The organism is Kribbella sp. HUAS MG21, assembly GCF_040254265.1.
Taxonomy (GTDB): Bacteria; Actinomycetota; Actinomycetes; order Propionibacteriales; family Kribbellaceae; genus Kribbella.
On the sequence record NZ_CP158165.1, the window covers coordinates 1,642,644 to 1,656,053 of the forward strand.

The following is a 13,410-nucleotide window of genomic DNA, read 5'->3' on the forward strand; positions in this document are numbered from 1 at the left end:
CTTGCCTGATGCGCGTCTTCCTGGTGGGTTGGATTCGATGCGACCAGTTGTCGATCTCGGCAGCGCGCCGTTCGTCTTCATGACGACAGGCGTTCCCTGCCACAGTGAACGGGAGGACGAGATGGGATCGATCGTGACCCAGGTAGACATCGCGCGCGGGCCGGAGGAGGTCTTCAACTACGTCACCGACCCGGCGCACTTCACCGAGTGGCAGGAGAACGTGACCGGCGGCCACATGGACGGACCCACGACCGTCGGCTCGAAGTGCGTCACCAATCGCCGCATCGGCGGCAGCGAGCGAGAAGTGACCTCAGAGGTCACCGTCCTCGACCCTCCCAGAGCCTGGGCGGTCCACGGCACCAACGGCCCGATCAGGTCTCGCGTGAACGTCACAGTCGAACCGCTCCGCGATTCCACCTCGAGCAAAGTGACCATCGACCTGGACTTCGAAGGCCACGGCATCGGCAAGCTGCTCGTCCCGCTCCTGGTCCGCCATCAGTCACGCAGAGAGATGCGACGGAACATGACCCGTTTGAAGGCCCGCCTGGAGTCGCCCGCTGGGAGCTGAACCTCCAGCGCACTTCGTCCCACAAACCCGGGGTCTCCGACGCGCCCGTCACGCTCTCAACCACACACCGCCACCGCCCGCGGCCACCTTCACGCGGGGCAGCACGAACGCGCCACCCGACATTTGAGCCCGCCGACAGCTCAATCGCGGGCAAACCTCTTGCATGCGAGGCGCGACTCCGCTCGAGCCGTAGCGATCAGCGCGTCGACCGCTCAGCCGTTGAGCTTGCATGACCGAGCTGATGAGTCCGCACAACTGCCATGTTTCGGGCGGGCAGTTGTGCTGAGTATTCACCGCATGAACGCCGGAGAGGGCTACCTGTACCTGCTTCGCCACGTCGCTGCTGGCGATGTCGATCGGCGGATGGCTACGCCGTTGACGGCGTACTACACCGCGTCGGGGTACCCGCCGGGCCGCTGGATGGGGCAGGGCCTCAGCGGCCTGGGCGATGGCGAACTGGTGCCCGGAAGCGAAGTCACCGAAGCACAGATGGCCGGGCTGTTCGGACGCGCCGAGGATCCGTTGACCGGCCGCACACTGGGCGAGCCGTATCGCGTGTTCAAGCGTCCGGAGGAGCGGATCCGGGATCGGATCCGCGAACTCGACCCGGCCCTGTCTACCGCTGAACGCGAGCGCGCTGTGACACGGATTCGCCGGGAGGAGATGCGGAAGAAGTCGCGACAGGCAGTCGCTGGGTTCGACCTGACGTTCTCGCCGGTGAAGTCGGTGTCGGCGCTGTGGGCTACTGCCGATGTGGGTATCCAAGAGCAGATAGTGGCGGCGCATCACGAGGCTGTCGCCGATGTGTTGTCGCTGATCGAGCAGCACGCGGCGTTCACCCGGAGCGGCGATGGCGGCATCGCACAACTGGATACCCGTGGCGTGATCGCGGCGGCGTTCGATCACTGGGACAGTCGCAGTGGCGACCCGCAACTGCACACTCACGTGGTGGTCGCGAACCGCGTACAGGGCCCGGACGGCGCGTGGCGGACGCTTGATGGGCGGGTGCTGTACCGGGCCGCGGTGGCGATGTCGGAGATCCACAACGTGCTTCTCGCCGACCATCTCACGCGTCGTTTGGGCGTGAAATGGGAGCTTCGCGAACGCGGTTCTCGGCGCAATCCGGCGTTCGAGATCGACGCGATTCCGGACGAACTGCTCCGCGAGTTCTCGGCCAGAACCGAACAGATCGAAGCCAACCTGGCCGTACTTCTGGACGAGCGTCTTGACCAGATCCACCCACCCGACCGCCGCGAAATGTACGCCCTACGGCAGCACGCGACCCTCATGAACCGGCCAGCCAAGCACCTCGCCCAACGCCTCATCGTGCTGATGGCGCAGTGGCGCAAACGCGCCGTCCAAGCGATCGGACCGGACGCTGTCGCCGCCATCCAACGGGAGCTCAACAACGCTGGCGAACGTCCCTTGGCGGCGGCAGACCTGAGCCCGGATACGCTCGATGCGTACGGCGCCGCGACCGTCCTGACCCTGCAAACCAAACGCGCGACCTGGACGCGCTGGAACCTCCTCGCCGAGGCCGCACGCCAAACCCGGCTCCTCCGCTTCGTCTCCACCACCGACCGGTTCGCCGCGCTACAGGCGATCGTCGAACGCGCCGAACAGCACTCGATCAGCCTCACCGCACCCGACCTCGTGACCATCCCCGTCACCCGCGCCAGCGGCGAGAACGTGTTCACCATCCACAACGGCCAGATCTACACCTCACCCGTCATCCTCGGCGCCGAAGCCGTCCTGCTCGACAAGGCCCACGACACCAACGGACCCACCATCGTCCCAGCCACGATCCACACCGCCGGACTCAGCGCTGACAAGGCCGCCGCGCTCCGCAGGATCGCGACCAGCGGCCAGAAACTCGAGGCCCTCATCGGCCCAGCCGGCACCGGCAAAACCAGCCTGTTGTCCGCCCTCGCGGCCACATGGGAAGCCAGCCACGGCAACGGGTCGACCATCGCGCTCGCACCATCGTCAGCCGCCTCAACCGTCCTGGCCGACACCATCGGCGCCCCCACCGAGAACATCGCCAAATGGATCTACGAGTCCGCCGGCCTCGGCGCCGAACAACGCCGCGACCAGATCCTGCACACCGAACACGCCGCCACCCTCGCCCGCCGCGCAGGGCGCCGTCTCCGCCACCAACGACTCATGGCGCAACTCGCAGCCCTGAGAGCCGAGCACGATCGATGGAACTTCCACAAGAACCAGCTCGTCATCGTCGACGAGGCATCCATGGCCAGCACCATGGAGCTCGCCACCCTCGCCCGCGCTGCCCACACCGCCGGCGCCAAACTCCTCCTCGTCGGCGACGACCACCAACTCTCCGCCGCCGACACCGGCGGCGCCTTCCGCCTCATCGCCAACGACACCCAAGCCGCCGAACTCACCGACGTCTGGCGCTTCACCAACCCCTGGGAACGCTACGCCAGCCTCGCCCTCCGTGCCGGAGACCTCACCGCCATCGACCCTTACGACAACCACGACCGGCTCACCGCCGGCTCGTCAGAGGCAATGGAAGACGCCGCTTACAAGGCCTGGCTCAGCGACACCACCACCGGCAAGACCAGCTTGCTCATCGCCGCCGACAACGCCACCGTCGCGCGGCTCAACGCCCGCGCTCGACTCGACCGCATCACCACAGGCGAAGTCGAACCCGACGGCATCGAACTCCACACCGGCAACCACGTCGGCCTCGGCGACCACATCGTCACCCGCCTCAACAACCGCCGCCTCCCCTACGGCAGCAACACCGGCCACCGCCAGTTCGTGAAGAACGGCGACCACTGGACCGTCATCCACCGCTGGCCCGACGGCTCCCTCACGGTCCAAAACCCCACCGGCGACACCGTCACCCTCCCCGCCGCCTACGTGCAGGAATGCGTCGAACTCGCGTACGCCACCACCGCCCACCGGGCCCAAGGTGCCACCGTCGACACCGCCCACCTGCTGGTCACCGACCACCTCACCCGAGCCCTCATGTACGTCGGCATGACGCGCGGCCGCACCTCGAACCACGCCTACGTCGCCACCCACCAAACGAGCACCGACCTCCACGAACCTCACACCGAACAGACCATGCAAGACGTCCTCGAAGCCGTCCTCAACGACCCAGGCGTCGAACAATCCGCCCACGAAGTCATGCGCCAAGAACTCGACAACGCCACCCGCCTCGACCGCCTCATCCCCATCCACGAACACCTCTGCCAACTCGACGCCAAGAAGCGCTATCAGCCCGCCATCGCCGCCTCCGGCCTCGACCCAGCCGACCAAGCAGCCCTCCAAGCCTCACCCGCCTACGGCCCACTCATCGCCGAACTCCGCCGCGCCGAAAACGCTGGCCTCAACCTCACCGACCTACTCCACCGCGCCGTCAACCAATCAGCGCTCACCAACGCCAACGACGTCGCCGCGGTCATCCATCACAGAGTGCGCCGCCTGACCACCCGGTCCCTCCAGAAGGCCAGCTGCCACCCGACACAGATCGTCGGCCTCATCACCCCAGCCACCCACGTCAGCGACCCCACACTGATCGCACCAATCCGCGAACTTGAATCTCAGGTCGTCGAACGCGCCAACTGGCTCGCAGACGAACTATCCGCCAACCCGCCCGACTGGTATCGCGACCTGCGTCGCGCAGCCAGCACGACACTCGACCCGGACTTCACCGAACTCATCCGAGAGATCGCCGCCTACAGAGAGCGCCACCAGATTCAGGGCCGCTCAATCCTCGGAGACGCCCCACCAACCAACGCAGTCGAGCAATATCGTCAGCACCTCCGGCTCATGAACATGCTCGCTGGCTTCTCAGCAGAGACCGCTCAACAATCGGCGGCCGGTGCGGGATTCGCCGAGGTGCCAACACAGTCCGTCCCGCCAGTACAGCCAGACTGAAATCATCAATCAGGTGATCGGTCAGACCGTGCCGATCGTGGTCGGTAGGGTCTGAGGAATGACGATCACCCACCTGCACGCCTCCATCAAGGCGCCGGCCACCCGACGGCTGGTGATCTGAATGGCGCTTCCCGAATCGGATGTCGCGCGAGTGCAACGCTGGTGCGCCGCACGGGTGCCAGACAACGCCCGAGACCAAGTGCGCATCGAGTGCGAACTCGCTCAGCGTCACCTGACGATTGTCGAACGACGTCCGCCATGGCACGAGAACCTCGGGCCAGACTGGACCACCTCCGCGATCGCTCGCCTGCGCTACAACGCCACCGACAAGTCCTGGACGCTGTACTGGACCGACCAGCATCAACGGTTCCACCTCTACGACCAACTCGCCCCGTCACGGAGTATCGACGACCTACTGACCGAGATCGACCGCGACCCCACCAGCATTTTCTGGGGCTGACCCGAAGTCGTCCTTAGCACCACGAAATTGGACGGTATGGCTCGACGCACACAGATCGCATCCACAGCAGCCTGCTGCTAAGCCTCTCCCGTCGCGGCTGTCTGCGCCGGCAGATCTGCCCTGGAACGGCCGCGGTTTACTGACACACAACCCTTGGCATGGCGGCACCTGCGTGAACTGGGCCAGGATGCTCGCCAGGCTGGAATGGCATACTCCGCCGGGTGAGCTATGACTTCGCGATCTGGGAGAGCGACGCATCCACCGGAGAGTCCGATGCGGCGGCGACCTTCGAAGAGCTGTTTACCCGGTACCTCGAGGTCGACCTGGTTGCACCGACCGCAAAGATGCAGGCGTACTCCGAAGCCCTGGCCGCCCGGTTCCCGGACGACGAGAGCGATGACACTCCCTGGGCAGCGGGCGGTCCGAGCAGCAATTGTTCCGGCCCGATCCTGTACGTCGCGGTCAGCTACAGTCGGGCCGACGAGGTCGGGGTAGTCGCAGAGCGACTCGCACAAGAACACGACCTGGTCTTCTTCGATCCTCAGAAGGCGCCGAGGACGCCTGTCAACGGCGGTGAGGTGACCATCACCACCTCGCAGGGGACGGCAGCTCTGCCCGACCGCTGGGTGTCCTTCCTGTCGCAGGAACTCCGCAACTTCGACGGCTACGTAGTCGTGGACAGCGGCCGGGACCATGCCTTCGCCCAAGCTCGCAACGACAACGGGACCCTGACTCTCGAGTACCGCGACGGCTCACCGCGGCAGCACTATCAGGTTCAAGGTGTCGATCTCGGCGATGTCGCGGAAGCGCTGTCCCAGTGGGCCGAGAATCACCGCCACTTCATCAACAAACACACCTGGGAGCGCCTGACCCTCTGGGACTGATCGCCCCGGAGGTCGCTGTTTATCGGCGCACGACCAACCGCCGTCCCTCTCCGAGATCGCTGGCCGTTGAGCCAGACGGTCGTAGGAGCCAGATGCCGGCTGCCGACACTCGAGCAAGCAGGTATGCGGTACGGATCTCACCAGAGGTCGAGATCCGCGAACTCCTCGTCCAGGGCGGTTGCTGCGGAGGGGTTGTGGATTCGGCGGCCCATGTAGACGTCTTGGGTTATGGAGACTTGGGCTTGGCCTAGGTGGTCGGCTATTTGGCGGGCGGATTGACCTCGGCGGTCCAGGGCGGTGGCGGTGGTTTTGCGGAAGGTGTGGGAGCGGATCCAGGTGAGGGCGTCTGAGGGTGAGGGTTGGGCTGCTTGGTCGACTTGGCTGCTGAGCGCGGGTGATTTGTCGAGGTCGATGCGGTAGGTCTTGAGGAGGGTGGCTACGAGTTCGCGGTCGAGCTTGATGCGGCCGGTCTCGATCAGCTCGAGTCTGGTCTTTGGCCAGCCGAGTTTCGTGGCGACCTGTTTGCGGGTCAGGCCAGCCTGAAGTCGCGCGGATCGCAGTACTTGGCCGAGGTCTCGGCGGGCGGTGCTGGCTACCGGGGACAGTGCGCGGCGGAGGGCTCGGCGGACGTTGGAGGGGTCTCGGAAGCCTCCGAGGGAGTCGGCGAAGATGGGTTCGTCAGGGCAGACGCCGGCTGCGTGGCGGCGGCGGAGCATGGTGACGGCCCAGTCTGGGAGGGGTAGGACGCGTTCGCCGGCCTTGGACTTCGGGGCCTTGCGGATCAAGCCCTGGCCTGGGACGCGAACCATGGTGTGAGTGATCTCGACTGCACCGGACTCGAGGTTGACCTGTGACCAGAGGACGGCGAGCGACTCGCCGATTCGGACTCCGGTGCCGAGCATGAAGATCACCAGGTCAGGAAGGTCGGCTCGTACGGCGGCTTCGTCGGTGGTCAAGAGTCGCCGTAGGCCGGCGATCTCGTCGTTGGTGAGTGCTCGGGGCGGGTCCTTCGGGCGGGCCTCGATCGCCTCTACCTCGCGGACCGGGTTGACGGTGAGAGCGCCGTACCGGACGGCGAGTTGCATCATGCCGGAGATGACCGCGCGGCAGGTCTTCGCTGTGGAGCGGCCGGCGTTGCGCTTGATGGTTCCGATGACTCTGTCGATGCGTGGTGTGGTTGCCTCGCCGATCAGGAGTTCGCCGAGGGCGGGCCGTACGTGGTTCTTGATGGCTGTGCGGTATGTCGTCAGCGTCGTCGGTGATCGACGGCCGTCTTCGATGCGTTCCTCGAACTTTTCGATCCACAGGTCGATGAGGTGGTTGATCTTGTCCGTCGGGCTCAGCTCGCCGGACTGTGTGAGCTTTGCGCGGTCTCGCAGCTTCGTGAGTAGGCGGTGCTCGGCTGCGCCCTTGGTCTTGGCGGACGCAGTGACCTCACGGGTGCGTCCGTCGTGGTCACGGAAGTACGCGGACGCGCGCCAGGAGACCACCTTGCCCTGGGCGTCCTTCCTCTCCGCTCGGGATCGGACGTTGCCCCACGTTCCGATCGGAAGGTGCGGTCTGCTCATCTCTGCCCTCCACCGTCCAGCTGCGTGTGGCAGCTCAACGGCTTGCCAGGCCGGAGATCGGGCAAAACGGGAACAGCGCGACAGGATGCGATACGTCGCTCAGCAACGCGCCGCCAGCTGGCTGCGCGGAGCCGCTGCCCCCTCTCAGACGGGCATGCATCGGCCACTCTGAGTATTGGCAGAGTTTGTGCAGACCCGACGGTCGCGGCCGAGGCGCCGATCTGCGTCTGACCTGCGGAGACTGGTAGGCCCCGTGGGACTCGAACCCACAACCCGCGGATTAAAAGTCCGCTGCTCTGCCAGTTGAGCTAGAGGCCCTCAGGTGTGTGGGGAACAGTGTGTCAGGTTTGGTGGGGGTTTGCTTGGTGGGGGTCAGGGGTTGTGGTGGGGGCGGGGTGGTGGTACAGATCGGAATTCACCCGGGTGGTCCGGGTGCTGGCAATCCTGCCGCGGGGGGACCGTTGGCGGATTGGGGGGATTCAGGTGGTGTTGTTTCGTGCTGTGCTGGTTTCGGCAGCTGTTGTGGTCGTCGCGGGGTGTGGGGGCGAGGCGGCGACGCCAACCGTGGGTGCGCCGTCGAGCGTCCGCGTTGCGACCGCTCCTACCACGTCGAGTACGCCGGCCGCTGTCACGCCGGTCGTCACACCCGAGCGGGTCGCGACGCCGACAGTCGCGCCGCGGAAGGTGGTGCGGACCACGACGGCGGAGGTTGTGGAGTTTGCGGTGATTCCGTTCAAGAAGCGGACGGTGACCGACGACTCGCTCGCGAAGGGTGAGCGAAAGATCCGCACGGCCGGCGTGGACGGGACGCGGCGGCTGACCTATCGGGTCACCTCGGTGGACGGCGTACGGACGGCGAAGAAGCTGATCCGGCAGGAGGTCGCCAAGGAGCCGCGGACGCAGGTCACGGTGGTCGGCACCAAGGTCGAGGAACCGGAGCAGTCCGGCGGTTGCGATCCGAACTATTCCGGCTGCGTCCCGATCGCCAGCGATGTCGACTGCTCCGGAGGTAGCGGCAACGGACCGGAGTACGTCGCCGGTCCGGTCAGGGTCATCGGCAGCGATGTCTACCGCCTCGACTCCGACGACGACGGCATCGCCTGCGAGGACTGAGCGGCCCGTGGGACGGCGGTGATCTGTAGCTCCAGAAGCACCGTGGGGCTGATCAGGAGGGTGGTGGCGGCGTTCCAGTTCACCCGCCAGCGGGACCTGTCGATCGGCAGCGTGGCGGTGAAGGCCACGTCGTGCTCCGCCTCGATCAGGTTGAACGGCACTGTGACCTCACGCGTTACCCCGCGGATTGTCAGGTCGCCGGTGACTGCGAAGGTGGTTGGTGCCGTCCGCTCCACGGACGTCGTGACGAAGGTGATGACCGGGTGCGCGGTCGTGAGCAGGAAGGTCTTGCGGAGTTGGTCGTCGCGGCGGCGGTCGCCGGTCTTGATGCTGTCCGCGCGGATCGTCAGCCACGCGGTGGAGCCGGCCGGGTCGGCGCCGTCCAGCCGTACGGCGCCCTCGAACACGTCGAAGTGTCCGCGGACCCGGGTCGCCAGCCGGTGCCGCGCCACGAACCCGATCCGGGTCCGCCCCGGATCGAGCACGTAGTCGCCGCTCAACGCGGTGAGTGTCGTCATGCGGGTACGACGACACAGCACCGCGAAGTGTCAGCCGATGACCCCCGAGGTGATCCGGCGGGGGGTGATGTCGAACATCGCGTCCTCCGGCGGCTCCGCCAGGTACGCCTCGTGGATCTCCGGCGGCAGGTACTTCGCCACCATCGCGTGCAGCAGCTCGCTACTGAGCGGACGCAGTACGGCGGTGCCCTGCATGTTCAGGTACTTCGCGGTGGCCCCGTCGGTGGCCTGGATCGACAGCGACAGGTCGCCGGTGCCGGTCCGGTGCAGCCTGGACTTCTTCGAGCGGCTCGGCGTCATCACCTGGAACCGGTTGCCGTCCGGCAGGTGGTGGAACCAGACCGGGGTCACGTGCGGCGGCCAGCCAGGCTCGTCGATCGCCAGCACCGCCACCAGCGGCCGGGCGAGAAACTCCGCCGCTTCGTCGTCGTCCATCGTGCGAAACTCCATGTGTCCTCCAATCGCCACCCACCCTGCCAGCAGCCACCGACAGAACCTGAAAGGATCGCAGTGCTCACCTACCGGCTGACCGCGCGGGACCTGGCGGACGTGCGGTTCGCGGTGTCCCCGGTGGCCGAGATGGTGCTGTCGTTCCGCGCGCTGCGGGACCCCGGCCGCTTCCCGCTGCAGCTCGGCTGGGTGCGCGCCGTACAGCCCGCGGTCGCAGGCCTCGACTGGGACGTACTGCGGTGGCTCGTCAACGACACCATGGGCAGTCCGGACTTCCTCACGCCCCGCCCGACGTCGCCGCTCACCCAGCTCACCGACGAGCTCGACCTGATCGCGCGCGTCCCGCAGCAGACGTTCGAGCGGCAGCTGATCGCGGTGAACAGCGAGCTGCCGGACGTCACCGTAGACAAGGTCGTCACAGCGCTGGCGGAGTACTGGGACGCCGCTATGGCGCCGTACTGGAGCCGCATGCGCACCCTGCTGTCGGCGGACATCAGCTATCGCGGCCACGTCCTCACCCAGCACGGCACCGGTGCGATGCTGAACGGTCTCGGCCCGGCGATCAGCTACGCGGACGGGGTGCTCGAGGTCGACCGCGTGGCCGAGCAGAGCCGCGTCGAGGACGTCGACGGGCGCGGACTCGTGCTGCAGCCGACCTTGTTCGGGCCGCACGCGGTCATCCCGTTCGACCCGGGCGCGGACCCGCTGCTCGGCTACCCGCCGCGCGGCCAGGCCCACCTGTGGTCCGTCGTCGAGCCTCCGTCCCAGCGAGACCTGGCCCAGTTGATCGGTACGCCTCGCGCACGCATCCTCGAGCTGCTGACGCATCCCCGCACCACCACCGACCTGGCCGGCGAACTGCGGGTCACGCCCTCGGCCGTCAGCCAGCACCTCCAGTTGCTCCGCCGTACGGGCCTTGTCGAGCCGCAGCGCACCGGCAAGCAGGTCCTCTACAAGCCGACGGAGCTCGCCGCCCTGCTCACCGGCAGCACCGTCGATTGAGCTGTCAGCTATAGTCGAGAACGTCCGCGGGAGCTCACAGGCAGTGGGCTGAGAGGGTGACTGGGCCGTCACCGACCGCTGAACCTGAATCGGGTAATTCCGGCGTAGGGAGGAAGCGCGATGGAATCCGTCTGGGTGAACGGTACGGCGGTCGACGTACCGTCCGGGAAGTCCGTGGCCGAGCTGATCTCGGAGTACTCCGACCGCAGCACCGGCATCGCGGTCGCGGTCAACCAGAACGTGCTGACCAAGGCCGAGTGGGCGCGGACCACGCTGCGGCCCGGCGACCGGGTCGAGATCGTCAGCGCGACCCAGGGAGGCTGAGATGGACGATCCACTGGAGCTCGGCGGGCGGACATACAGCTCGCGGCTGATCATGGGGACCGGCGGTTCGGCCAACCTGGAGGTGATGGAGGAGGCGTTGATTGCCTCCGGCACCCAACTCACCACGGTGGCGATGCGCCGGCTCGGCACCGGCCACGAGGGCTCGGTGCTGGACGTGCTGAAGAAGCACGACATCGACGTGCTGCCGAACACGGCCGGCTGTCACACCGCGGCCGAGGCCGTGCTGACCGCCAAGCTCGCCCGCGAGGCGCTGGAGACCGACCTGATCAAGGTCGAGGTCGTTGCCGACGATCACCTGCTGCTGCCGGACCCGGTCGAGCTGCTGGACGCCGTGGACGCCTTGGTGGCCGACGGGTTCACCGTGCTGCCGTACACGAACGACGACCCGATCCTGGCCCGCCGCCTCGAGCAGGCCGGCTGCGCCGCGGTGATGCCGTTGGCCGCACCCATCGGTTCGGCGCTCGGCATCCGCAACCCGCACAACATCGCGCTGATCGCCGAGGCCGCGAACGTCCCGGTGATCGTGGACGCCGGCATCGGTACGGCGAGCGACGCCGCGCTGGCCATGGAGCTCGGGTGCGACGCGGTCATGCTCGCGACCCCGGTCACGCGCGCGGAGAAGCCGGCGCTGATGGCCGCCGCGATGCGCGACGCCGTGTCCGCCGGCCGCAACGCCCGCCTCGCCGGCCGCGTCCCCCGGCGCTGGCAGTCGGCCCTCGCGTCGTCGCCTACAACCGGCCTACCAGCCTTTTAGCCTCCTCCGCGTCGACTGGCCGATCCAGCAGTACTGCGGCCAACGCCAGCCTCAGCTCTTCGTTCGGTTGCAGCGTCAGCGGCTTGTCCCACGCCAGCGCGGGACAAGCGCCGACGTACGCCTCGGACCGCAGGAACCACGGCCACACGTCGTCCGGCTGCACCAGCAGCAGGGTCACGTCGCCTTGGACGAAGGCGAGCCATGGACTGGTCGAACCGGCGGCGGCGTCCAGCCCGCAGCCGTCGGCGCTCAGCACCGTCGTCTCGCCGGACGGCAGTCGCCAGAAGATCCCGCCGTACCCCGCTCCGTCGCGACCGCTCGTCGCCGGGCTTTCGATGCGGATCGGGCCGTACCGGGCGGTGAGTTCGCTGCGCCAGTCGAGGCGCCAGCCGCCGAAGGCCAGGTCGCCGGTGAGGCGCCGGCGTTCGACCAGCTGCGGCCGGCCTTGTTCGTCGTACCAGGTGATGTTGTCGATCAGCTCGCGGTCGTCGACCGTGACGCCGCGGCTGCGTTGCTGACCGTGGTTCGTCAGCAGGGTCGGGCCGTGGCCGCGCACGTACGTGCGGCCGCCCCAGTGCGAGGTGCCGTTGACCTGCGGGACCGCGAGCGAGACGCCGTAGTGGTGCCGGTGGTCGACAGGACTGACCTCGGTCAACGGGTGGCCGCCGAGCGTCCGGACGGGATGCAGGTAAGGCCTCGGCGCGTGCACCTGCGGCATCCGGCGACCGAACTCGTACCGCGCCAGCAGTCCGGCAGAGCTGCCGAGCTCGAAGATGTCGCCCTGCTGCTGCCAGCTGATCCGGTCGGCCGACGCATCGCCCTGCGATCGCGGCTCCCGCGGCACCGGCCCAGTGCTCGCCCGCACCGCCAGCCGCAACTCCGGTACGGCGTCCGCCTCGCCCTCCGGCCCCGCGATCGCGGCGTGCAGCCGCTGCCACGCGAGCTCGCCGAGGTCCTTCTGCGGCACCCGTACCGTCGTCAGCGATGGTACGGCGAAGCGCGCCAAGCCGATGTCGTCCATGCCGGTCACGGACAGGTCGGCCGGTACCGCGACACCGACCTCGTTGAGCCTGGCCAGCAAGCCGAACGCCACCAGGTCGTTGAACGCGACGACCGCCGTGACCTGCGACTCGAGCACCGGCTCGACCGCGGCGTACCCGTCCTCTATCGACCAGCCGCACTCCAGCCGGACGAGTTCCAGCCCAGGGATCTCCCGCTCGGCGACCTCGAGCGCCTTCAGCCGCAGGACGTTGGACGCACTCGCCGCCGGGCCGGACAGGAACGCCAGCCGCCGGTGCCCCAGGCCGACCAGGTGGTCGACGACGATCCGCACCGCGCGGCCGTAGTCGACGACGACCGACGACACCTCCGGCGGGCCCTTCCGGTTGACCAGGATCACCGGCTGCACCTGCGGAAGCAACTCGAGTAGACGATCCTCGTCCATCCGCGGCGACACCATGATCAACGCGTCGCAGCGCCGCCGCGCCTCGATCGCGATCGACGCCTCGGCGTTCGGGTCCTCGTCGGTCTCGGCGACCAGCACCTTGTAACCGGCCGCGGCGGACGCGTTCGTGATCCCGCGCAGGATCTGCTGGAACAGCGGGTTCCCGAGGTCCGGGACGACCAGCGCGACCATGTTCGTCCGGCCCAGCGACAGGCTGCGGGCCAGATCGCTCGGCCGGTAGTTCAGCCGCTCCGCGGCGGCGCGCACCCGGGCGACGATCTCCGGGGCGACACTCAGCCGGCCGTTCATCACCCGGGACACGGTCGCCCGCGACACCTCCGCCGCCCGCGCGACGTCGGCGATCGTGATCGTGTCCTTCGGTGTCCGTCCCACCCCTG

General features: G+C 67.7%; 12 protein-coding genes, 1 tRNA gene and 1 riboswitch. Of the genes, 8 read left to right on the forward strand and 5 right to left on the reverse strand.

Annotated elements, in window-relative coordinates:
- The first annotated feature begins 1 nt into the window (after position 1).
- From ABN611_RS07920 to ABN611_RS07935, 4 genes are all read left to right on the forward strand, one after another.
- Entirely contained in the window at positions 2–568 is a 567-nt protein-coding gene (locus ABN611_RS07920; protein ID WP_350279141.1) for an SRPBCC family protein, read from the forward strand.
- Positions 569–847: 279 nt separating this feature from the next.
- On the forward strand, positions 848–4,474 hold the full coding sequence (gene mobF, locus ABN611_RS07925; RefSeq protein ID WP_350279142.1) for a MobF family relaxase: 3,627 nt from the start codon (positions 848–850) through the stop codon (positions 4,472–4,474).
- A gap of 121 nt (positions 4,475–4,595) precedes the next feature.
- A complete protein-coding gene (locus ABN611_RS07930) occupies positions 4,596–4,934 on the forward strand; it encodes a DUF3024 domain-containing protein (protein ID WP_350279143.1) in 339 nt (112 codons plus the stop codon).
- Positions 4,935–5,155: 221 nt separating this feature from the next.
- Positions 5,156–5,818, forward strand: a complete 663-nt coding sequence (locus ABN611_RS07935) for a hypothetical protein (RefSeq protein ID WP_350279144.1) — start codon at positions 5,156–5,158, stop codon at positions 5,816–5,818.
- A gap of 137 nt (positions 5,819–5,955) precedes the next feature.
- Here the strand turns inward: ABN611_RS07935 and ABN611_RS07940 are convergent, their stop codons facing one another.
- Together ABN611_RS07940 and ABN611_RS07945 are read right to left on the reverse strand one after the other, a co-directional pair.
- Positions 5,956–7,386, reverse strand: a complete 1,431-nt coding sequence (locus tag ABN611_RS07940) for a helix-turn-helix domain-containing protein (RefSeq protein WP_350279145.1) — start codon at positions 7,384–7,386, stop codon at positions 5,956–5,958.
- Positions 7,387–7,628: 242 nt separating this feature from the next.
- Positions 7,629–7,704, reverse strand: a tRNA-Lys gene (locus ABN611_RS07945).
- A gap of 168 nt (positions 7,705–7,872) precedes the next feature.
- Here ABN611_RS07945 and ABN611_RS07950 point away from each other — a divergent pair.
- Positions 7,873–8,499 carry a G5 domain-containing protein gene (locus ABN611_RS07950; protein WP_350279146.1) on the forward strand — a complete coding sequence of 209 codons (627 nt, stop codon included), beginning with the start codon at positions 7,873–7,875 and terminating at the stop codon, positions 8,497–8,499.
- On the opposite strand, the gene ABN611_RS07955 is transcribed toward ABN611_RS07950, so the two are convergent.
- Together ABN611_RS07955 and ABN611_RS07960 are read right to left on the reverse strand one after the other, a co-directional pair.
- A complete protein-coding gene (locus ABN611_RS07955; protein ID WP_350279147.1) occupies positions 8,454–9,017 on the reverse strand; it encodes a YceI family protein in 564 nt (187 codons plus the stop codon). The two genes, ABN611_RS07950 and ABN611_RS07955, sit on opposite strands and share 46 nt — an antisense overlap.
- A gap of 30 nt (positions 9,018–9,047) precedes the next feature.
- Complete coding sequence (locus ABN611_RS07960; RefSeq protein ID WP_350279148.1) at positions 9,048–9,467, reverse strand: pyridoxamine 5'-phosphate oxidase family protein; 420 nt, start codon at positions 9,465–9,467, stop codon at positions 9,048–9,050.
- 60 nt (positions 9,468–9,527) lie between these two features.
- Here ABN611_RS07960 and ABN611_RS07965 point away from each other — a divergent pair, with 60 nt between their 5' ends.
- From ABN611_RS07965 to ABN611_RS07975, 3 genes are all read left to right on the forward strand, one after another.
- Positions 9,528–10,469 carry a DUF5937 family protein gene (locus tag ABN611_RS07965; protein ID WP_350279149.1) on the forward strand — a complete coding sequence of 314 codons (942 nt, stop codon included), beginning with the start codon at positions 9,528–9,530 and terminating at the stop codon, positions 10,467–10,469.
- A gap of 16 nt (positions 10,470–10,485) precedes the next feature.
- A riboswitch (TPP riboswitch) is annotated at positions 10,486–10,597 on the forward strand.
- Complete coding sequence (gene thiS, locus ABN611_RS07970; protein WP_350279150.1) at positions 10,590–10,793, forward strand: sulfur carrier protein ThiS; 204 nt, start codon at positions 10,590–10,592, stop codon at positions 10,791–10,793. (Overlaps the previous riboswitch by 8 nt.)
- Position 10,794: 1 nt before the next feature.
- Positions 10,795–11,568: a thiazole synthase gene (locus ABN611_RS07975; RefSeq protein WP_350279151.1), complete on the forward strand. Its 774-nt coding sequence runs from the start codon at positions 10,795–10,797 to the stop codon at positions 11,566–11,568.
- On the opposite strand, the gene ABN611_RS07980 is transcribed toward ABN611_RS07975, so the two are convergent.
- Positions 11,543–13,405: a DUF6807 family protein gene (locus ABN611_RS07980; protein WP_350279152.1), complete on the reverse strand. Its 1,863-nt coding sequence runs from the start codon at positions 13,403–13,405 to the stop codon at positions 11,543–11,545. The two genes, ABN611_RS07975 and ABN611_RS07980, sit on opposite strands and share 26 nt — an antisense overlap.
- Positions 13,406–13,410 lie beyond the last annotated feature (5 nt).